The sequence below is a fragment of the Streptomyces rishiriensis genome (assembly GCF_030815485.1).
Taxonomy (GTDB): domain Bacteria; phylum Actinomycetota; class Actinomycetes; order Streptomycetales; family Streptomycetaceae; genus Streptomyces; species Streptomyces rishiriensis_A.
In genome coordinates this window covers 6,272,144-6,292,690 of record NZ_JAUSWV010000002.1, presented here as the reverse complement: position 1 = coordinate 6,292,690, position 20,547 = coordinate 6,272,144, and the positions used below count along the sequence as shown (strand labels likewise).

Sequence of the window (20,547 nt, the reverse complement as noted above, 5' to 3'; positions counted from 1 at the left end):
CCTGGCCCGTCCGCAGGCGGTGGGACGGGCCCCGCGCCTGGAACCGGCGTCGGGTTGTCGAGGCGGGAGCGTTCGTCGGCAGCGGAGGGCGGAGTCGGCTGATGCATGCGGTGACTTCTTCTGCTCTCTTTGCGCCTCGGGCATGGTCGAGGCCGGGTGGACGGCTCCGGCAGGGCGGGTGCGCTGCGGCGGCACGACCCGTGCAGGCGTTCCGCCACTCAGGTGAACGGGGCGGGACTCCCCCAGGTCACGCCCCCGGGACACAGGCCACACCGAATGGCGGTCGGATCCGAACAGACCGGACCGACCTCGGGGCACGCTCGGGCACGATGGCCCGGTTCGCGGTCACGCCGGAGCGGCGTCGGACGATGTCCGGCCGACGGCCGGCGGTGTCCGAGGTGGCCGGCCACAGGCCTTCACCGGACGGGGCAGGTGCCGGTGGGGATCCGGTCGTCGTCGACCGCCCACGCCGGCCACCTCCCTCCAGTCCGGTGGCAGAACGGCGTCACCCCTTACCCGTCACCCCTTCCCCGCGGTGTCGCCGCTGTCGGAGCGCAGGCCTTCCGGGCGGTCGTCACGGCGGCGAGTGACGGCCTTCCCCACAGGACGGGTTCGGGATCCTCCACGACTCGGCGCGGCAGGACGTGTGACGTGCGACTTCCGCGGGTGAGCGCGAAGCGCGTTCGTTTCCTGTGCGCGCAACTCCGGTTCCTGGCCTTCCTCCGCTGCGGACACAGCCTGTGCGTGACCGGCGCCGGCACTGGTGGGGCGGACACGGCGACGCCTGCGCGCAGTCGTGGGGGCGGCCGTCGGCACAGGGCCTGATGTGTGGGTGGGTGGAGTATGCGGCAGTGCACCGGAGGGGCGGCCTTTCATCCCGCCGACTCGGCCCTCGTGTTCGACCTCGCCGGAGTCGCTCACGTCGTCAGGCGTGCCGGAGCCCGTTCCCTCGCCGGAGCAGCTCCCGTGATCGGGCCGACTTCCCCGGCCGGAATGATGCTCCGCCTCCGAACACCGGAGGTCGGTGGAGGCATCTCCCCTCTCGGTTCCGCACAGATCTGCGCCGAAATCCGCCGCGGGCGGGTCCTGGGGCCCCTCGAAGCCTTCCAGGTCCTCGGCCGCGGCCCCCTTGCCCGGCATCTCCGCTGCCGTGAGCAGCCCACGTCCCCCGCGCTCGGCGCGCAGACAGCGTCGCACCGACTCGGGGTCGAGACCTTCGTTGCAGGCCTGGTGCAGGAGGCGGGCGAACAGGTAGTCCGGATCGGCGCCCAGGGCCATGGCAAGGGCCTCCCTTGCCTCGAGTTCATCCCCGCTGGACCAGGCGACCCAGCCCGCGAGGGTCAGGGGGGCCGCCGCGTGTTCGCCGTAGGGTCCGACGCAACGCCGTGCCAACGCCCGCCACAGACGCAGGGCGGGGGCCGCCTCGTCGCCCTCCATCCACCCGGCCGCCCGGTCACGCGTCACCCGGTCCTGGAGGCCGAGGATCAACGCCGCTGCCTCGTCGAATCCGAGCAGTTCGTCGTCTCGGCGGTCGGCGCTGAGGGCACCCGGCACGACGGGCGCCTCCGCGAGGCGGCGAAAGACCCGTCCGGCCAGTTCCAGCGTCTCCTCCGCGACCGTCGCGCGACTCGTCTCGTCCAGGATCCGCGGGAGAAGCGCCATACCGGCGGCGTCCAGGGCGACTTCCTGCTCCAGCGCGGCACCGGTCTCCAGGGGCAGCAGTCGGGCACGCAGCTCGCGCAGGGTGCCGCGTACCTGGATCCCCGCGTAGGTCGCGGCCGCGGCCAGTACGGAGGTGCCGGGCAGCCCCATCGCCACCCCTTCGACCGGGCAGCAGCCCTTGCCCCCGCAGCAGTACGACCAGAAACGGCCGTCGGCGATGCAGAGCGCCTCGATCACCGGGACATCGAGGCGGCCGCATTCGAGACGCAGCCGGTGGGCCAGCGGCTGAAGCCGTTCCATGACCTCCCGGCCCGTCTCTCCCCTCCCCGGCTCCTGGCAGAGGTAGGCGACCATGCTCGCGGGAGGGGTGCCGCGGCGTTCGCTGCCCTTGACGAGCCCCTGCGCCAGCTGCCGGGCAACGGCTTCCCAGTCGTCCGGGTTCGCGGGAATGCCGAGCCGGGCCCGGCCGCCGAACCGGCCTCGTCCGCCGCGGTCGTGCAGGGCGACCAGGACGATGCTGTCCTCCGGCCGGTACCCGAGCAGGTAGGGCAGGGCGTCGGCCAGCTCCGCCGGAGTGCGCAGGGTGACCTGGTGGTCGGCCGGGGCTGTGCCGTACGCGATGTCTGCGTCGTATGTCGTGTGGCTGACATAGGCCGGGTGCTCACGCCCGTCCCGTCCGGAGATGTCGCTGTTTTCGGAGGATCCAGTGGTTTCGCCGTGATTCGTCATGCGCCGACGATCTCGCGGATCTTGAGCTTCCGCTTAACCTGTGGATAAGTCCGATCAGGGTCATGCCAGAAATGCGGGTCGACGGGTCACCGGGCAGGCGGCTGACGCCCCGCCCCCTCCCGTCACTGACCGGATTGTCAGTGCCGTCCTGTTGTATGGGGGCATGGAGCACACGAACAACGCGGATCTCCGGGCCGACGCCGACGCCGTCCTCGCCCGCCTCGTCGGTGACGCCACCGGCGTGACCAGGCTGCGCGAGGACCAGTGGCGGGCGATCGAGGCGCTGGTCGCGGACCGGCGCCGCGCCTTGGTCGTGCAGCGGACGGGCTGGGGCAAGTCCGCGGTCTATTTCGTGGCGACCTCTCTGCTCCGCGCCCGCGGTTCGGGCCCGACGGTGATCGTCTCTCCGCTGCTCGCCCTGATGCGCAACCAGGTCGAGGCCGCGGCCCGGGCCGGTATCCATGCGCGGACCATCAACTCCTCGAACACCGAGGAATGGGCCACCGTGCAGGACGAGATCGCCGCGGGGGAGGTCGACGTCCTGCTGGTCAGCCCGGAGCGGCTCAACAACCCGGATTTCCGGGACGAGGTGCTGCCCGCCCTGTCGGCCGCGACCGGACTGCTCGTGGTCGACGAGGCCCACTGCATCTCCGACTGGGGCCACGACTTCCGCCCGGACTACCGTCGGCTGCGGACCATGCTCACCGATCTCCCAGCCGGCGTACCGGTGCTCGCGACGACCGCAACCGCCAACGCGCGCGTGACCTCCGATGTCGCCGAACAGCTCGGCACCGGCGGCACCTCGGACGCCCTGGTGCTGCGCGGCCCGCTCGACCGCGAGAGCCTCAGCCTGAACGTGCTGCGGCTGCCCGACGCCGCACACCGGATGGCGTGGCTCGCCGACCATCTCGACGACCTGCCCGGATCCGGAATCATCTACACGCTCACCGTCGCCGCCGCGGAGGAGGTCACCGCCTTTCTCCGGCAGCGCGGCCACATCGTCGCCTCGTACACCGGGCGCACGGAGAACGCCGACCGCCAGCAGGCCGAGGAGGACCTGCTGGCCAACAAGGTCAAGGCGCTGGTCGCCACGTCCGCGCTCGGCATGGGCTTCGACAAGCCCGACCTCGGGTTCGTCGTGCACCTCGGCTCGCCCTCCTCCCCCATCGCGTACTACCAGCAAGTGGGCCGCGCCGGACGCGGTGTGGAGCACGCGGAGGTCCTCCTGCTGCCGGGGAAGGAGGACGAGGCGATCTGGGAGTACTTCGCCTCGCTCGCCTTCCCGTCGGAGGAGCTGGTCCGCCGCACACTGGATGTCCTCGCGCACGCGCAGCGGCCCGTGTCGCTGCCCGCCCTCGAGCCCTTGGTGGAACTGCGCCGCTCCCGCCTGGAGACCATGCTCAAGGTTCTCGACGTGGACGGGGCGGTCAAGCGCGTCAAGGGCGGCTGGCTCGCGACCGGGCAACCGTGGCAATACGAGACCGAGCGATACGAATGGGTCGCCCGGCAGCGCAGGGCAGAGCAGGAGGCGATGCGGCAGTACGCGTCGACGACGGACTGCCGGATGGAGTTCCTCCAGCGCCAGCTCGACGACGAAGGCGCCAAGCCCTGCGGACGCTGCGACAACTGCGCAGGGGCGCGCTACGCCGCCGAGACGTCCACGGCCGCGCTGGACGCCGCCCGTGTGGACCTGGGCCGCGCGGGCGTCGAGGTGGAGCCCCGCCGGATGTGGCCGACCGGACTCCCGGCGATCGGCGTGGAGCTCAAGGGCCGCATCCCGGCCGGTGAACAGGCTTGGACGGGGCGCGCGTTGGGCCGTCTCTCCGACATCGGCTGGGGTAACCGGCTGCGACCGATGCTGACCGCCCAGGCTTCCGACGAGCCGGTTCCGGACGATGTGGCGAGCGCCGTGGTGGGAGTGCTGGCCGACTGGGCGAAGGGTCCCGGCGGCTGGGCCTCCACGGTGGCCGACGCCTCACCGCGCCCGGTCGGCGTGGTCACCATCGCCTCCCGCACCCGACCCAGGTTGATCCACTCGCTGGGCGCGCGCATCGCCGAGGTCGGCCGACTGCCGCTCCTGGGCTCGGTGGAGTACACCGCTGACGCCTCGCCGATCTCCCGAAGCAACAGCGCGCAACGCCTCAAGGCGCTGCACGGCATGCTGGAGGTACCGCCCGCCCTCGCCGCCGCGCTCACGGAGGCTTCGGGGCCCGTTCTGCTCGTGGACGACTACACCGAGACGGGCTGGACTCTCGCGGTCGCGACCCGGATGCTCCGTCGCGCGGGCGCACACGGGGTGTTGCCGCTGGTACTGGCTGTGCAAGGCTGACCACAGGTGGCGACCTAGGAAGTCGGCCCGAGCGTCGCCGGCCGCCTCCCGGTGGCCCCTCGACCTCGTTGTGCCGGAGCTCCTGCGCTTCGCATCCGCAGCCCGGGAAGCGCATACGAGGCGTGAGCTGTCGGCTCACGTGTCCTTCCGCGAATCAGTGGGTAAGGATATAAGTCACTCATCGTCACATAACGGTCGGTGGCCCCAATTGCTCGTTGCCGCATCCAAGTTCGGCAGGAAGAATTGAGTTCCGCTCCCCGCACGGCTCGCCCGTAGTCCGGTAGGGCTCTGCTGCGGCGTGCGCTCCCCCGAATCCGACCCGCCCGCAGTGTGGGCCGTAGCCGAAGGGAGGATCGTGACCTTCGGATTCGCTCCGTCCTCGGCGGCATCGTTGTCGACGTCCACGTCCGCCACCTCCGCCACCCGCTTGCTCGAACCCGCCGAATGGGCAGCGGCCGGCATTCCGCTGCTGCGCAACCCGCGCGAAGTCGTCAGCGGACTGCACTCACGGCACCGACCGCGGCCGGCCACCGCGATCGTGGCCGTGCTCGATCCTGACGAACGGGTGCGGGCGAGCGCCTCGTTCACCCGGCGCCAGGCATCGGCCGACGGGTGGATGTTCCGCAACGCCCTGCTCGCCCAGCTGCGCCGGGTCATCCCGCACGACCTGCGGCTGCGCACACCCGTGCGCACCGCCGTGCTGCTGTACTGCCGGGACGGCGACGCGCGCTGGACGGAGGAGGACGGCGCGTGGATGTGGGGCCTGCGAGACGCCTGCACCCTGCACGGGCTGCGCTGTGGGGCGTACATCACCCTCACCCGGGACGGCTGGCAGGTCCTCGGTGAGGGCCGCGGGGGCAGGCGGCCCCACGCCGACTCGGCTCCGGAACCCTTCGCCCTGTCCGAGGCCCCGCCTCCGCTGCCCCGGACCGGCGGTGCCGCCTCGGACGTACTGCGTCGCGCGGCCGCCCGCTGAGAGACGGCCGGACAGCCGGAACCCCTTACGAACGGCGGCCCTCGGGAGGTGTGAACCTCCCGAGGGCCGCCCGCACATCGCCGCGCGCCGGGACCCGGCCGTCCGCGCACGCGAGAGGTCGCGCAGCCGGGGCACACCACGGAGGCGCCGCAGCAGCGACGCCTCCATGACCCCGGGCTACCGAAGCCGGCTCAGACGCCCGCGGCCAACGCCGCGTTGATCTGCTGCGGGTCACCGCAGACGATCAGCAGGGCGGCGGCCCGAGCGCGAGCCAGCGGGAGAACGGTGGCGGCAACGGTGTCCGGACCACCGTTGACGGCGACCACGACGACGGGACGCACGCCCGCCCGCTCCACCGCTGCGGCATCGGCGTAGAAGACGTCGTCTCCCGCGTCGTGCTGCGCCCAGTAGGGCGCTTCACCGAAGGACAGTTCATGGGTGGCCCAGGGGTGCCGCTCGCCGGTGGTGATCACCAGCACGTCCCCCGGAGTGCGACCCGAGTCCAGGAGGAGGTCCACGGCCTCCTCGGCGGCGTCCAGCGCGCCCTCGGCCGAAGCCGGGATCAACTGGACCTGGGGGGTCGCCGAGGCGGACGCGGCGACGGCAGGGGCGGCCGGGGCCGAGGGCCCGGGCATGGCGGCCGCGTCACGCGGCGCGCGTTGCGCCGGCGGCGTGGGCCGGACGGGTCCGGGACGACCGGGACGCGACGGAGCCGCGGGACGGGGTCCGGGTACAGGTCGAGGGGTCGGCGCTGTGCGGCCGCTGGCCGGAGTGGCGCGGGGACCCTGGGCACTCTCGTGAATCTGAGGCTCCTGGGGAATGAGAGGCATGAGCTGTTATCTATCAAACGCCGGCGCGGCAAGCGCCAGCGGGTGGCACATCAGTGCGACCGGGATCGTCAGAAGTCGAAGCCGAGTTGACCTTCGACCCCCGCAACGCTCCCGTTCGCCCCGGTACGGGCCTTCTTGAGGTGCCGCCACCGAGGCAGCGCATCAAGATACGCCCACGACAACCGGTGGAACGGAGTGGGTCCCCGCTCCTCCAGTGCGGCCTTGTGCACGGGCGACGGATACCCGGCATTGTCCGCAAAACCGAAGTCTGCATGGTCGATGCCCAGTTCGGCCATCATTTTGTCGCGCTGCACCTTGGCGATCACCGAGGCCGCCGCGACCGCCACACAGGACTGGTCGCCCTTGATCACCGTGCGGACCTTCCAGGGAGCGCCGAGGTAGTCGTGCTTCCCGTCGAGGATCACCGCGTCCGGGCGGACCGGAAGGGCCTCCAGGGCCCGCCCGGCGGCGAGCCGGAGCGCGGCGGTCATCCCCAGGTCGTCGATCTCCTCCGGTGAGGCATGACCCAGGGCGTGCGAAGTCACCCACGTCAGCAGCTCCCGGGAGAGCTCGTTGCGCCGCTTGACGGTGAGCAGCTTGGAATCGGTGAGGCCTGCGGGAGGCCGACGGAGCCCGGTGACGGCGGCGCAGACGGTGACGGGTCCGGCCCAGGCGCCCCGGCCCACCTCGTCGACACCGGCAACGACCTTCGCTCCGGTCGTGGCGCGAAGGGAGCGCTCGACGGTGTGAGTGGGTGGTTCGTACGGCATGGCGCCCCTAGATTACGCCGCCCGCATCCCGTCGCGACACCCCGGTCGGCACCGGGCCACCACGGACCGGCCGCAAGGTCGCCGAATCCGCGCTCAAGGCAGGTCCGGCCGCAGCAGCGGCAGCATGAGCCGGTCGATCATCTCGTCGAGTTGGCGATCATTCCATTCGCACCCGCACATCTTTGATCGATACATCATCATGGCCGGAATGACATCGAAGACGTAACCGTTCGCCGCGTCGGGCCGCACCTCACCTCGCTCGATTCCACGGGTGACAACCTCGTGCAGCAGTTTGACGGTCGGCTCCACCACTCCCTCGACGATCAGGGCGTGGAAGCGTTCGGCCTGGATCGGATCGCATTCGTGAATGATCGAGCGCAATGCGAAACCAGGGCGGGAGTACATCGCGTCCCGCGCGTCACGGCACAACGCCATGAGGTCCTCACGCACGCCGCCCAGATCTGGCACGGCATCGAGCCGGGGCAGTCCGGCCCGCAGGGCGTCCGCGACAAGCGCCTCCTTCGACGGCCAGCGGCGGTAGACGGCGGCCTTGCCGGTCTGGGCTCCGGCCGCCACTCCTTCCATCGTGAGGCCGTTCCAGCCGACGGTGCCCAACTGCTCCAGCGTGGCGTCGAGAATCGCACGTTCGAGCACGGCGCCGCGCCGGCGGGGAGAGGACGCCCGAGCGGGGGCGGCCGTCCAGCGCGAAGTAACCATCCGAGTGTCTCCAGCGAGCAGAGGAAGCGGGGATCAGGGTGCGGAGCGAGGATCTGCGCGACCGCGACGGGGGACACGCCGAGAGGCGACGCCGCAAGTGAACGCTTGCGTTCACTACGAAGAACTCACTACCGTTGACGGGCCAGTGAACGCCATCGTTCACTAATGCTCTTGTGGGGGACTCATAGTGACAACCTCTCAGCTGACTCAGAACCAGAAATCCGGGGCCGCCCGCCGGGAGGGACATCCCGGCATCGCACTCACCGTGATCGCGGCCTGCCAACTCATGGTGGTGCTCGACGCGACGATTGTGAACATCGCGCTCCCGCACATCCAGGACTCGCTCAAGTTCAGCACCACCGATCTCACCTGGGTGGTCAGCGCCTATACGCTCACCTTCGGCGGTCTGCTGCTGCTCGGCGCCCGAGCCGGCGACATCCTCGGCCGGCGACGCGTGTTCATGGCCGGCATCCTTCTCTTCACCTTCGCCTCGCTCCTGGGCGGACTGGCCCAGGAGCCCTGGCAGTTGCTCGCCGCACGCGCCCTCCAGGGCGTGGGAGGCGCCATCGCGTCGCCCACCTCGCTGGCGCTCATCACCACCACGTTCCCCGAGGGACCGGAGCGGAACCGGGCCTTCGGCGTCTTCGCCGCGGTCTCCGCGGGCGGCGGCGCCATCGGCCTGCTCGCGGGCGGCATGCTCACCGAGTGGCTCGACTGGCGCTGGGTGCTGTTCGTCAACGTGCCCATCGGGGTCCTCATAGCCTTCCTCACGCCGCTCTACATCAGCGAGTCCGAACGCCACCCCGGACGCTTCGACATAGCCGGCGCCTTGACCTCGACACTCGGCATGGCCTCCCTGGTGTACGCGTTCATCCGCGCGGCGGAGGAAGGCTGGCGGGACGGTCTGACCGTCGGCGCCTTCGCGGTCGCGGTGGTCCTGCTGGTGGCCTTCGTGTTCACGGAGACGCGGGCCAAGGAGCCGATCACTCCGCTGAAGATGTTCGCCGACCGCAACCGCTCCGGTACGTACGTGATCATGTTGAGCCTCGCTGCGGCCATGTTCGGCATGTTCTTCTACATCGTGCTGTTCGTCCAGAACGTCCTGGGCTACAGCCCCATCCAGGCGGGCCTCGCCTTCCTCCCCGTCACGGTAGCCATCGCGGCGGGTGCGGGTCTGTCGCAGCGGTACCTGCCCACCGTCGGCCCCAAGCCGTTCATGCTCGTGGGTTCCGCCCTGGTCGCGATCGGCCTCACCTGGCAGGCCTTCATCAGTCCCGACAGTTCCTACGTCGGCGGCATCCTCGGACCCATGGTGGTCTTCGCCTTCGGCATGGGTCTGAACTTCGTGACGGTGACGGTCACCGCTGTCTCGGGTGTCCCCCCGCATGAAGCGGGCGCCGCGTCCGGCCTGCTCAACGCGACGCAGCAGGTGGGAGGTTCGCTCGGTCTGTCCATCCTGACGACCGTGTTCGGCACGGCCAGCAAGGACGAGGCGGAGAAGCAACTGCCGAAGTTCCTCACGGACGCGACCCCGGAGCAGAAGGCCGAGTTCGCCAAGACGCACCAGTTGCCCGCCCCATGGGGGCATGAAGTACTCGCGCACGGCATTTCGACGGCCTTCGTCCCGGCCGCCGCGATGGCCGCACTCGCCCTGGTGACGGCCTGGTTCGTCATCCGGATCAGCAAGAGCGACCTGGAAGCGCTGTCCGGCACGGCAGGCACCCCGATCGTCTGACGGGACGGCGCCACCGGCCGACCCGGGAGCGTCACCGCCTGTCACGCCGAAGGCGCGCTCATCGCTACCGGGCCGGTCCGCCCGGCTCCTCGGCACCGCCCCCGACATGGTCATCAATACGCCGGATCGCACATCCACCCCCCAAGTCGTCTCCCGGTCACCCGCCCACCCAGCACGCCCCGGGTCGCACCGGTCGCACAGCGGATGCCCGAACAACGCCCGGACAGTCACACAGAGTTCCCATCAAGCACGCTGAGTCGCCACGGGCTGCCGTGCCGCCATGTCCGGCGTGACGCCGCAAGCCCACGGTGAGACGTCAGCCCTCAAAGTCCGGCCGTCAGCCGTCAGCCGTCGGGCGCCAGCCGTCAGGCATCAGCCGTGATTCCGGCTTCAGGCGTCGGGCCACATCTTCAGGCTTCGGGCGTCCCACGGAGCGCGGGCATCCACGCCGGCAGCGCCTCGACCTGACGTGCCCACGACTCCGGAGGAGCCCCCGCCTTGCCCGACGCGAGTATTCCGCCCACGATCGCGCAGGTCGTGTCCACATCGCCGCCGACCTGCGCGGTCGTCCAGAACGCCGCCTCGTAGTCACCGAGGGCGCGCGCCGCCGACCAGATCGCGAAAGGCACGGTGTCGTGGGCCGACGTCCGCCTCCCACAGCCCAGCACTGCCGCGACGGTGGCCGCGTCGGCGTAGTCGAGCATGTCCCTGGCGCGCCGCAGACCGGCGCCGACGGCGCTCTTCGGGACGAGGGCGACGACGCCGTCCAACAACGCCTCGGCGCCGGGCGGCCCTCCGGGGGCGCCGGCCAGCGCGGCGGCCGCGGCGACGGCCATGGCCCCGACCACGGCCTCCCGGTGCTGATGCGTGGGGTAGGCGGAGATCTCGGCCTGGTGCGTCGCCTGCTCGGGATCGTCCGCGTAATAGGCCCCCAGTGGGGCGACCCGCATCGCGGCGCCGTTGCCCCAGGACCCCTGCCCGTTGAACAGGGCGGCCGACAGCTCCCGCCAGTCGGCGCCCTCCCTGACCAGCCTCAGCAGCCGGTTGACCGCGGGACCGTACCCGCGGTCGAAGTCGTGGTGCTGGGCGAAGGACTGGGCCAGCGCGTCCTGGTCGATGCGGTGGTGGGCGGCCAGGACGGCCACGACGGAGCAGGCCATCTCCGTGTCGTCGGTCCACTGCCAGGGGCCGGGCGGCAGCTCGTGGCGCTGGAGCAGCGGGTAGTTCACCGGCACGAAGAACTGTGAGCCCAGCGCGTCGCCCACGGTGAGGCCTCGCAGGCCTGCCAGCGCGCGCTCCAGGCGACGTTCGGGAGAGGAGTCAGCGGTCATCGCTCTGCCACTCTATCCGGTGATCCCGTACGGTTCCGGATCTCGCCAGCGGTTGAAGGGCCGGTCGAGCGTGTACCTGTCGTCGTCCCCGAGAACGAGCATCCGCATCTCGGCGTTCCCCGGGTTCGCGAGGGACTCGAAGTCCGCGACCGTCCAGTGGAACCAGCGCATGCAGAACAGCCGCATCGCGAGGCCATGGGTCACGAGGAGCACGTTCGGCGGGTGGTCGGGAGCCTCGAAACTGCGGAAGAGGCTCTCCAGGAAGCCGCCGACCCGGTCGTAGACGTCGGCTCCGCTCTCGCCCTGGGCGAAACGGTAGAAGAAGTGCCCGTAGGCGTCCCGGTAGGTCTTCTGCAACCGTACGTCGTCGCGGTCCTGCCAGTTCCCCCAGTCCTGCTCACGCAGCCGGGGCTCCTCCCGTACCCGTATGAGCTCCTGGTCCAGGTGGAAGGCCCGGAGCGTCTCGTGCGTACGCCGGTAGGGGGAGACGTACACGCTGACCCGCTCGCGGCCGAACACCTCCCGCAGGGTCTTTCCCGTCTCCTCGGCCTGCTGCCACCCTCGCTCGGTCAGGGCCAGTGCATGGTCGGGTTCACGCTCGTAGACGGTGTCATCAACATTGCCCGTTGACTCCCCGTGCCGGACAAGGACGATGCGCCGTGGTCGTGCCATGCCAAAACCCTAGATCGGGTGACGGCCGATGGAGCACTCGTACGGCCTCCATACAGCGTAGGTCACACAAATTCTGCAGGAGTAAGCGCATACGGAGCACGATCGGCGAGCGCTGAGGCGGGTCCGGTTCTCAAACTGTCCAGGTCGACTCGAGCTCGACGATGTCACCGGTGAGGGCGGATATGTCGGCCTCCGTCTGGGCGCGCAGCGCGAGCCGCTCCACCCGTTCGGTTCGGTACTTGCCATGCTCGGCCTGCTGGCGCCACATCGAAAGCACCATGAACTCGTGCCCCGGCGCCTCCGCGAACATCCCCCGGATCATGCCGGGAGAGCCGGCCATGGCGGGGTTCCACACCTTCTCCTGCATGAGGGTGAAGTGCTCGGCGCGTTCCTCGTGGACCCGGCACAAAGCAACTCTCAGCAGGTCGGAGTCGGTGAAGCGCGGCTCGAAGCCCGTCTTCACATCGAAGCGGTAATCGAACAGGCGTACCTGGGCGTCCTTGAACGTGCCCGACTGAGCCGAGGCCAGCCGGTCGTGGGAACGCGCCATGAAGGAGTCGTAGAAGGCGCGGCTCTCCCAGAACGCGAAGACGTGCGCGACCGAGGGCCGCCCCCTGCTCCAGCCCCCGCCCTGCCCCCGGAACCCCGGCTCCCCCAGAAGCCCCGCCCACTTTCGCTGTCCCCGTTCGAAACCGCGGCGGTCCACCACGGTGCAGCGAATCCACTTGACCAGCACGGCGCCATGGTAAGGCCAGTGGGCGTGGCGTTGGTCACGCTCGTTCACAGAGCCTCGCTGCGATGGCGCACGCGCGCGTGGCAGGATGGACAACCGGCCCTAGGAGTCGGCCGGTTCGGGGCGATGCCTGACGGGGAAACGGGGAGGGGAATTCCGGTGAGCGGTCTCAACAAGGGAATCCGCAAGGTCGAGATGGCTCTGAAGTGGGACCCGAGTCCGGCGGGGCAGCCGCCCACTGACCTGGACATCGTGGCCGCGACCTACCTGGGAAGTGATCCCCATGGTGTCCCTGCCTACGTGGTGCACTTCGACAGTCGCTCCCCCGACGGAACGATCTATCTCAACCGTGACAGCAAGGACGGCAAGGGCTTCGGCTGGGACGAGGTGATGACGCTGGAACTCGACCGCCTGGACGCGCGGTACGCGCGCGTGGTCGTCGGTGTCGTCATCCAGCAGAACCCTGAGCACCGGACGTTCGCCGGTGTCCTCAACCCCGCGTTCCGGATACGCGAGGGCTACACCGTCCTGGCCGAGGACGACTTCGCCGATGTCCTCGGCGCGACCGCGGCGACGGTCGGGGAGTTCGTGCGCGAGTCGTCCGACGGATGGTCGTTCCACCCCGGCGTCCAGGGCTTCGAGGACGACCCGGCGACGTTCACCAGGACCATGGGCCAGGTGCGCCACTCCTGAGGACGCGTGGGACGCCACCGAACCCTCGGGGACGGTGGAACCCCCCGGAAAGCACCGAGGGCGGTGGAGCCGAGAGAACCGGCTCCACCGCCCTTCGTCAGATCATCGCGACCTGACCGGCACGGCTGTGATCAGCTGCAACCGCTGGTCGAACCGCAGCCCTCGCAGATGTAGCAGGAACCGGCCCGCTGCATCTTCGTACCGCAGGAGAAGCACAGCGGGGCGTCGGCCTGGATGCCCAGCTGCATCTCCACCAGCTCGGCACTGGTGTGGGCCTGCTTCGGGGCCGGCTCGGCAACCTCGACGTCCGCCTTGGGAGCGGCGACGGCCTTCAGGTCCGTCTGACGCGGAGCGGACTGCGCGAGCCCCTCGACGTCCACGTTCTCCTCCTCGAAGGTCGGCTCGTACGAACCGGTCTCCAGGTGGCGCTGACGCTCCTCGGCGGAGTGGATGCCGAGCGCGGAACGCGTCTCGAAGGGCAGGAAGTCCAGCGCCAGGCGGCGGAAGATGTAGTCGACGATCGACTGCGCCATCCGCACGTCCGGGTCGTCCGTCATACCGGCCGGCTCGAAGCGCATGTTGGTGAACTTCGAGACGTACGTCTCCAGCGGCACGCCGTACTGGAGACCGACGGAGACCGCGATGGAGAAGGCGTCCATCATGCCGGCGAGGGTCGAACCCTGCTTGGACATCTTCAGGAAGACCTCGCCGAGACCGTCGTCCGGGTAGGAGTTGGCGGTCATGTAGCCCTCGGCGCCACCGACGGTGAAGGAGGTGGTGATGCCGGGACGGCCCTTGGGCAGACGCTTGCGGACCGGGCGGTACTCGATGACCTTCTCGACCGCGGTACGGATCGTCTCCTCGGCCTTCTCGGTGATCTCGGTCTTCTCCTTCTCCTTGGTCTTCGCGGAGAGGGGCTGACCGACCTTGCAGTTGTCGCGGTAGATCGCGAGCGCCTTGACGCCGAGCTTCCAGGCCTCGAAGTAGATCTCCTCGACCTCCTCGACGGTCGCCGTCTCCGGCATGTTGACCGTCTTGGAGATGGCACCGGAGATCCAGGGCTGGATCGCGGCCATCATGCGGACGTGGCCCATCGGGGAGATGGCGCGCTCGCCCATGGCGCAGTCGAACACCTCGTAGTGCTCCGGCTTGAGGCCGGGGGCGTCGATCACGTTGCCGTGGTCGGCGATGTGGGCGACGATCGCCTCGATCTGCTCCTCCTGGTAACCCAGGCGGCGCAGGGCCTGCGGAACGGTGCCGTTGACGATCTGCATCGACCCGCCGCCGACCAGCTTCTTGAACTTGACCAGGGCGAGGTCGGGCTCGACGCCGGTGGTGTCGCAGGACATCGCCAGACCGATGGTGCCGGTCGGGGCGAGCACGGACGCCTGGGAGTTACGGAAACCGTTCTTCTCACCGAGCCGCAGGACGTCCTGCCAGGCCTCCGTGGCGGCGGCCCAGACCGGGGAGTCCAGGTCGTCCATGCGGACGGCCGTCCCGTTGGCGTCGGAGTGCTGCTTCATGACGCGGTTGTGGGCGTCGGCATTGCGGGCGTAGCCGTCGTACGGGCCGACGACGGAAGCCAGTTCCGCCGAGCGGCGGTAGGCCGTGCCCGTCATGAGGGAGGTGATGGCGCCGGCCAGCGAGCGGCCGCCGTCGGAGTCGTAGGCGTGGCCGGTGGCCATCAGCAGGGCGCCGAGGTTGGCGTAACCGATGCCGAGCTGGCGGAACGCGCGCGTGTTCTCGCCGATCTTCTGGGTCGGGAAGTCCGCGAAGCAGATGGAGATGTCCATCGCGGTGATGACGAGCTCGACGACCTTCTGGAAGCGCTCGGCCTCGAAGGACTGGTTGCCCTTGCTGTCGTCCTTGAGGAACTTCATCAGGTTCAGCGAGGCGAGGTTGCAGGACGTGTTGTCCAGGTGCATGTACTCGCTGCACGGGTTCGACGCGGTGATCCGGCCGGACTCGGGGCAGGTGTGCCAGTTGTTGATCACACCGTCGTACTGGATGCCCGGGTCGGCACAGGCCCACGCCGCCTCGGCGAGCTTGCGGAACAGCGCCTTGGCGTCGACCTTCTCGATGATCTCGCCGGTCATACGGGCGCGGAGGCCGAACTCGGTGCCGTTCTCGACAGCCGTCATGAACTCGTCGTTCACGCGGACGCTGTTGTTGGCGTTCTGGTACTGGACGGACGTGATGTCGTCGCCGCCCAGGTCCATGTCGAAGCCCGCGTCGCGCAGAGCGCGGATCTTCTCCTCCTCCTTCACCTTGGTGGCGATGAAGTCCTCGACGTCCGGGTGGTCCACGTCGAGGACGACCATCTTCGCCGCGCGGCGGGTGGCTCCACCGGACTTGATGGTGCCGGCGGAGGCGTCGGCGCCACGCATGAAGGAGACCGGGCCGGAGGCGTTGCCGCCGGAGGAGAGGAGCTCCTTGGAGGAGCGGATACGCGAGAGGTTCAGGCCGGCGCCGGAGCCGCCCTTGAAGATCATGCCCTCTTCCTTGTACCAGTCGAGGATCGACTCCATGGAGTCGTCGACGGCCAGGATGAAGCAGGCGGAGACCTGTTGGGGCTGCGGGGTGCCGACGTTGAACCAGACGGGGCTGTTGAAGCTGAAGATCTGGTGCAGGAGGGCGTACGCCAGCTCGTGCTCGAAGATCTCGGCGTCGGCGGGCGAGGCGAAGTACTTGTGGTCCTCACCGGCCTTGCGGTAGGTCTTCACGATGCGGTCGATCAGCTGCCTGAGGCCGGTCTCGCGCTGGGGGGTGCCGACGGCACCGCGGAAGTACTTGCTGGTGACGATGTTGACCGCGTTCACCGACCAGAAGTCGGGGAACTCGACGCCACGCTGCTCGAAATTGATCGAGCCGTCGCGCCAGTTGGTCATGACGACGTCACGACGCTCCCAGGCCACCTCGTCGTAGGGGTGCACGCCGGGGGTCGTGTGGATGCGCTCGATACGCAGGCCCTTGGTGGTCTTGATTCCCTTGGCTCGGGAACCTCGTGCCGGACCGCTCGCCGTCTCTGTCATGCCGCCTCCCTCTACGGGCGAAAACGCCCTGAAATGCCACGTTGTTCCCGTGACACGATGTTCTGTCTTGTGCTGTGGGCACCCATGCGCCATCGCCCACAGCAGGTCTTGGTGCGCCGCCGTCGGCCGCCCCCGGACTCGAAACCCCGGTTGCGGCCCTTCGGTCAGTCGGCGGCGTGGGCGGGCTCGGGGACCTGCACGGTCCCTCCGGGCCCGCCTTCGTCTCCCCGGCTCCCCACGTCGGTCCCTGCAGCGCCCTTGCGGTCGTCGTCGTCCGCGGCGGGGCGTGCCGTCTGGTCCCTGAGTTCCACGATGGCGGCCTCGAAGTCCTCGAGCGAGTCGAACGCCCGGTAGACGGAGGCGAATCGCAGATAGGCGACGAGGTCGAGCTCCTGCAGCGGGCCGAGTATGGCCAGCCCCACGTCGTGAGTGGTCAACTCGGCGCTTCCGGTGGCCCGTACCGCCTCCTCGACCCGCTGGCCGAGCTGAGCCAGAGCGTCCTCGGTGACAGGTCGTCCCTGACATGCCTTGCGCACGCCGTTGATGACCTTGGTACGACTGAAGGGTTCGGTGACTCCGGACCGCTTCACCACCATGAGCGAGCACGTCTCCACGGTCGTGAAACGACGGGAGCAGTCAGGGCACTGGCGGCGCCTGCGGATCGACGTGCCGTCATCCGTCGTACGGCTGTCGACGACACGGCTGTCGGGATGCCTACAGAAGGGGCAGTACATGAACTCCAACCCTCCTCACAGCAGACTCAATGGCCTCGCCAGACCTCATGGGCCCCTCGAAGCAGCCCCAAGCATAGGGGATCCATGAGCATCCGAAGACACCGGGGACCACAACTTCTGGGCCGCTGCTGCAATCCAACCACTACATATGGGGGCTTGGCTCATAAAGCCAGGCTGCATCGCGTGTCGCGTCCGACGGCTTCACCCCATGCGATCCCGCCGTCACACCGAGCACCCGGAAGCCACCGGTTCACGCGCGCGTGCATCCGTATCGGCGCGCCGGATACGGCGATACCGTGGGCGCCGCAGGGAGGAGAGGTGGGACTCTCGCGCAGAGCGGGCCGGATCCCCGATCCGCGGGCCGCCGGATGGCAGACTGGGACCACGCCTCACAAGGTCATCCGTCTCGGCGGGGAAGAGTACAACAATGTGCTCTTGCGACCGCCGGGCGGCGCGTTAGCCATACACCCAGACACATGATCAAGTCAGGCTATCCACGCTTTTTCACTCGAACGTGTGTTTGGCGCAACCTTTCGAAAGCAACTACCGTTGTCCAGCAGGGAGACAATCGAGAGGGGCCGACGTGACCACCACCGCAGACAGTGCCACCATCACTGCCCAGGACCGCTCCCAGGGCCGACTCGAGCCGGTGCATGCGATGAACGAAGCCATGAATTCCGAGGTGCACAAGCGCTCTCTGCCTGGGCGACCTCCAGGCATCCGCGCGGACAGCTCGGGACTCACCGACCGGCAGCGCCGAGTGATCGAGGTCATCAGGGACTCCGTACAGCGGCGCGGTTACCCGCCGTCCATGCGCGAGATCGGGCAGGCGGTCGGCCTGTCCAGCACGTCCTCGGTCGCCCACCAGCTGATGGCACTGGAGCGGAAGGGCTTCCTGCGCCGCGACCCGCACCGGCCGCGCGCCTACGAAGTGCGCGGTTCCGACCAGGCCAGCTCCGTGCAGCCCACGGACACCGCCGGCAAGCCCGCCGCGTCGTACGTCCCTCTGGTCGGCCGCATCGCCGCCGGTGGTCCGATCCTCGCCGAGGAGTCGGTCGAGGACGTCTTCCCCCTCCCCAGGCAGCTGGTGGGTGACGGCGAGCTGTTCGTCCTGAAGGTCGTGGGTGACTCGATGATCGAGGCCGCGATCTGCGACGGCGACTGGGTCACCGTCCGCCGCCAGCCCGTCGCTGAGAACGGCGACATCGTCGCGGCGATGCTGGACGGCGAGGCCACCGTCAAGCGTTTCAAGCGCGAGGACGGCCATGTGTGGCTCCTGCCGCACAACGCGGCCTACGAGCCGATCCCGGGTGACGACGCGACCATCCTCGGCAAGGTGGTGGCCGTACTCCGCCGCGTCTGAGCACGGCGGTGGACGGGACGCCTCCGTCCGCCTCCCTGAACTGGGCCCCGGGATCCCTGCGCCGGTTCCGGGGCCCTGTGCTGTGCCCGATGATCCATGGAAGGAGGGGCCGTCCCGGAAGCGGGACGGCCCCTCCTTCACGCTGTCTCCGCCTGCTTGTCCTTCACGCTGTCTCCGCCTGCTTGGCCACCGCGTCGATCGCGGCGAGCGACCTGCGGACCTGATTGCGGTCCGTGGTGTACCAGAAGTCCGGCAGGGACGCCTTCAGATAACTTCCGTAACGGGCCGTCGCCAGCCGCTGGTCCAGTACGGCGACCACGCCGCGGTCCCCCGACGCGCGTACCAGCCGACCCGCTCCCTGGGCCATCAGCAGCGCCGCATGGGTGGCCGCGACGGCCATGAAGCCGTTGCCGCCGGCGTCCTCCACGGCTTTCTGGCGGGCGCTCATCAGGGGGTCGTCCGGACGCGGGAACGGAATCTTGTCCATGACCACCAGCTGACAGCTCGGACCGGGGACGTCGACCCCCTGCCAGAGCGACAGGGTGCCGAAGAGACAGGTCTTGGGATCCGCCGCGAAGTTCTTGATCAGCTCGCCGAGTGTCTCCTCGCCCTGGAGGAGGATCGGGAATTCGGGGAGACGGGTGCGCAGTTCCTCGGCGGCGAGCTGAGCGGCCCGCATGGAGGAGAACAGGCCGAGCGTGCGTCCGCCGGCCGCCTGGATCAGTTCGGTCAGTTCGTCCAGCATGTCGCCGCGGTCGCCGTCGCGCGCGGGACGCGACAGGTGTTTGGCCACATAGAGGATGCCCTGCTTGGGGTAGTCGAAGGGCGACCCCACGTCGATGCCCTTCCACTGGGGGACGTCCTCGCCCTCGGTGCCCTCCGGGGCCAGCCCCATCGAGGCGCCCACTCCGTTGAAGTCCCCGCCCAGCTTCAAGGTCGCCGAAGCCAGCGTCACGGAGCGGTCGGCGAAGAGCTTCTCCCGGAGCAGGCCCGACACGGACATGGGCGCCACCCGCAGGGAGGCGCCGAAACGGTCGTGCCGCTCGTACCAGACGACGTCGTACTCGGAGCCGTCGACGATCCGCTCCGCCACGTCGTGCACGGCCTCCACGGACGCGAGGGCCTGCTTGCGGACCGCGTCCTCGTCCTGGACGGACTTGTCCCGGGTCGCTCCGATGGCCGAGATGACCGTCCGCGCCGCGTCGCGCAAAGCCATGAGGGCGTACCCGAGATCCTCCGGGATCTCCTCCAGACGGCCGGGCAGTGCCAGTTCCATGAGCCGCTCGAAACCCTCGGCGGCGGTCTGCAGCTGGTCGGCGGCCTTCTCGTTGGCCAGCTTCGCCGCCCGGCGTACGGCCCGGTTGACCTGTCCGGGAGTGAGTTCGCCGGTGGCCACACCGGTCACCCTCGACACCAGCTCATGCGCCTCGTCGACGATCAGCACCTCGTGCTGCGGAAGGACCGGCGCACCCTGGATGGCGTCGATGGCGAGCAGCGCGTGATTGGTGACGACGACCTCGGCGAGCTTGGCACGCTCGCGCGCCAGTTCCGCGAAGCACTCGGCGCCGTAGGCGCACTTCGTGGCGCCCAGACACTCCCGGGAGGACACCGACACCTGCGCCCAGGCCCGGTCGGAGACACCGGGCGTGAGGTCGTCCCGGTCCCCGGACTCGGTCTCGTCCGACCAGTCCCGCAGCCGGAGCAGGTCCTGGCCCAGCTTGCTGGTGGGTGCGGCCGCCTCGAACTGGTCGAAGAGGCCCTCCTCCTCGTCCTGCGGGACGCCTTCATGGAGGCGGTGCAGGCACAGGTAGTTCGACCTGCCCTTGAGCATCGCGAACTCCGGGCGGCGGCGCAGCAGCGGGTGCAGCGCGTCGACCGTACGCGGCAGGTCCCGCTCCACGAGCTGGCGCTGGAGGGCCAGCGTGGCGGTCGCGACCACGACGCGCTCCCCGTGGGCGAGGGCGGGCACGAGGTAGCCGAGCGACTTACCGGTGCCGGTGCCGGCCTGGACCAGCAGATGGGATCCGTCGTCGATCGCCTCGGCGACGGCTTCGGCCATGGTCACCTGGCCGGGGCGCTCCGTGCCACCGACAGCGGTGACGGCAGCGTGCAGGAGTTCGGGGAGTGAGGGCTTCGTCATAGCGCGACCACCCTACGGCGCGGCACTGACAAACGTGTGGTCACGGTGGACGGGAGGCAAGGGATCAAGACGGTGGGTTTCTCGGTGGGGGCGGAAAGACC

Annotated in this window: 15 protein-coding genes; 5 read left to right on the top strand and 10 right to left on the bottom strand. The window is 69.5% G+C overall.

Translation table 11 applies throughout. The annotated features are described in order from the left end of the window. Nucleotides 1-519: 519 nt before the first annotated feature. Nucleotides 520-2,391 (bottom strand): DUF4192 domain-containing protein, encoded by a 1,872-nt coding sequence (locus tag QF030_RS30525; protein ID WP_307165784.1) that lies wholly within the window; start codon nucleotides 2,389-2,391, stop codon nucleotides 520-522. 163 nt (nucleotides 2,392-2,554) lie between these two features. Here QF030_RS30525 and QF030_RS30520 point away from each other — a divergent pair, with 163 nt between their 5' ends. Together QF030_RS30520 and QF030_RS30515 are read left to right on the top strand one after the other, a co-directional pair. Then, nucleotides 2,555-4,720, top strand: a complete 2,166-nt coding sequence (locus QF030_RS30520) for a RecQ family ATP-dependent DNA helicase (RefSeq protein ID WP_307165783.1) — start codon at nucleotides 2,555-2,557, stop codon at nucleotides 4,718-4,720. A 355-nt stretch (nucleotides 4,721-5,075) separates the two neighbouring features. Continuing rightward, nucleotides 5,076-5,696, top strand: coding sequence for a hypothetical protein (locus QF030_RS30515; protein WP_307165782.1), 621 nt, complete (start codon nucleotides 5,076-5,078; stop codon nucleotides 5,694-5,696). A gap of 191 nt (nucleotides 5,697-5,887) precedes the next feature. On the opposite strand, the gene QF030_RS30510 is transcribed toward QF030_RS30515, so the two are convergent. The 3 genes from QF030_RS30510 to QF030_RS30500 form a co-directional block, all read right to left on the bottom strand. Beyond that, nucleotides 5,888-6,526 carry a hypothetical protein gene (locus QF030_RS30510; protein ID WP_307165781.1) on the bottom strand — a complete coding sequence of 213 codons (639 nt, stop codon included), beginning with the start codon at nucleotides 6,524-6,526 and terminating at the stop codon, nucleotides 5,888-5,890. A 68-nt stretch (nucleotides 6,527-6,594) separates the two neighbouring features. Next, nucleotides 6,595-7,296, bottom strand: coding sequence for a ribonuclease HII (locus QF030_RS30505; protein WP_307165780.1), 702 nt, complete (start codon nucleotides 7,294-7,296; stop codon nucleotides 6,595-6,597). A 93-nt stretch (nucleotides 7,297-7,389) separates the two neighbouring features. Further along, the gene (locus QF030_RS30500; RefSeq protein WP_307165779.1) at nucleotides 7,390-8,013 is read right to left on the bottom strand and encodes a TetR/AcrR family transcriptional regulator; all 624 of its coding nucleotides are present in this window, start codon (nucleotides 8,011-8,013) and stop codon (nucleotides 7,390-7,392) included. 187 nt (nucleotides 8,014-8,200) lie between these two features. Here QF030_RS30500 and QF030_RS30495 point away from each other — a divergent pair, with 187 nt between their 5' ends. Beyond that, nucleotides 8,201-9,748: an MFS transporter gene (locus QF030_RS30495; protein ID WP_307165778.1), complete on the top strand. Its 1,548-nt coding sequence runs from the start codon at nucleotides 8,201-8,203 to the stop codon at nucleotides 9,746-9,748. A gap of 410 nt (nucleotides 9,749-10,158) precedes the next feature. On the opposite strand, the gene QF030_RS30490 is transcribed toward QF030_RS30495, so the two are convergent. The 3 genes from QF030_RS30490 to QF030_RS30480 all read right to left on the bottom strand — a co-directional run bounded on the left by QF030_RS30490 (nucleotide 10,159) and on the right by QF030_RS30480 (nucleotide 12,487). Next, nucleotides 10,159-11,079: an ADP-ribosylglycohydrolase family protein gene (locus QF030_RS30490; RefSeq protein ID WP_307165777.1), complete on the bottom strand. Its 921-nt coding sequence runs from the start codon at nucleotides 11,077-11,079 to the stop codon at nucleotides 10,159-10,161. Between the two features lie 12 nt (nucleotides 11,080-11,091). After that, nucleotides 11,092-11,751 carry a histidine phosphatase family protein gene (locus QF030_RS30485; RefSeq protein WP_307165776.1) on the bottom strand — a complete coding sequence of 220 codons (660 nt, stop codon included), beginning with the start codon at nucleotides 11,749-11,751 and terminating at the stop codon, nucleotides 11,092-11,094. Nucleotides 11,752-11,881: 130 nt separating this feature from the next. Further along, nucleotides 11,882-12,487: a YdbC family protein gene (locus QF030_RS30480; protein WP_307165775.1), complete on the bottom strand. Its 606-nt coding sequence runs from the start codon at nucleotides 12,485-12,487 to the stop codon at nucleotides 11,882-11,884. 156 nt (nucleotides 12,488-12,643) lie between these two features. Here QF030_RS30480 and QF030_RS30475 point away from each other — a divergent pair, with 156 nt between their 5' ends. Next, nucleotides 12,644-13,177, top strand: a complete 534-nt coding sequence (locus QF030_RS30475) for a TerD family protein (protein ID WP_307165774.1) — start codon at nucleotides 12,644-12,646, stop codon at nucleotides 13,175-13,177. Between the two features lie 131 nt (nucleotides 13,178-13,308). Here the strand turns inward: QF030_RS30475 and QF030_RS30470 are convergent, their stop codons facing one another. After that, on the bottom strand, nucleotides 13,309-16,209 hold the full coding sequence (locus QF030_RS30470; RefSeq protein WP_307165773.1) for a vitamin B12-dependent ribonucleotide reductase: 2,901 nt from the start codon (nucleotides 16,207-16,209) through the stop codon (nucleotides 13,309-13,311). 164 nt (nucleotides 16,210-16,373) lie between these two features. After that, entirely contained in the window at nucleotides 16,374-16,943 is a 570-nt protein-coding gene (gene nrdR / locus QF030_RS30465) for a transcriptional regulator NrdR (RefSeq protein ID WP_307165772.1), read from the bottom strand. Between the two features lie 583 nt (nucleotides 16,944-17,526). On the opposite strand from nrdR, the gene lexA reads away from it, so the two are divergent. Continuing rightward, the gene (gene lexA / locus QF030_RS30460) at nucleotides 17,527-18,306 is read left to right on the top strand and encodes a transcriptional repressor LexA (RefSeq protein ID WP_307165771.1); all 780 of its coding nucleotides are present in this window, start codon (nucleotides 17,527-17,529) and stop codon (nucleotides 18,304-18,306) included. A 163-nt stretch (nucleotides 18,307-18,469) separates the two neighbouring features. Here lexA and QF030_RS30455 read toward each other — a convergent pair whose 3' ends face one another. Beyond that, a complete protein-coding gene (locus tag QF030_RS30455) occupies nucleotides 18,470-20,446 on the bottom strand; it encodes an ATP-dependent DNA helicase (protein ID WP_307165770.1) in 1,977 nt (658 codons plus the stop codon). Nucleotides 20,447-20,547 lie beyond the last annotated feature (101 nt).

Excerpts from the sequence above, each read along its gene's own strand:
- QF030_RS30525 (WP_307165784.1), bottom strand. The coding sequence starts at position 2,391 with ATGACGAATCACGGCGAAACCACTGGATCCTCCGAAAACAGCGACATC.
- QF030_RS30510 (WP_307165781.1), bottom strand. The coding sequence starts at position 6,526 with ATGCCTCTCATTCCCCAGGAGCCTCAGATTCACGAGAGTGCCCAGGGT.
- QF030_RS30490 (WP_307165777.1), bottom strand. The coding sequence starts at position 11,079 with ATGACCGCTGACTCCTCTCCCGAACGTCGCCTGGAGCGCGCGCTGGCA.
- QF030_RS30500 (WP_307165779.1), bottom strand. The coding sequence starts at position 8,013 with ATGGTTACTTCGCGCTGGACGGCCGCCCCCGCTCGGGCGTCCTCTCCC.
- QF030_RS30505 (WP_307165780.1), bottom strand. The coding sequence starts at position 7,296 with ATGCCGTACGAACCACCCACTCACACCGTCGAGCGCTCCCTTCGCGCC.
- nrdR (WP_307165772.1), bottom strand. The coding sequence starts at position 16,943 with ATGTACTGCCCCTTCTGTAGGCATCCCGACAGCCGTGTCGTCGACAGC.
- QF030_RS30470 (WP_307165773.1), bottom strand. The coding sequence starts at position 16,209 with ATGACAGAGACGGCGAGCGGTCCGGCACGAGGTTCCCGAGCCAAGGGA.
- QF030_RS30485 (WP_307165776.1), bottom strand. The coding sequence starts at position 11,751 with ATGGCACGACCACGGCGCATCGTCCTTGTCCGGCACGGGGAGTCAACG.
- QF030_RS30520 (WP_307165783.1), top strand. The coding sequence starts at position 2,555 with ATGGAGCACACGAACAACGCGGATCTCCGGGCCGACGCCGACGCCGTC.
- QF030_RS30455 (WP_307165770.1), bottom strand. The coding sequence starts at position 20,446 with ATGACGAAGCCCTCACTCCCCGAACTCCTGCACGCTGCCGTCACCGCT.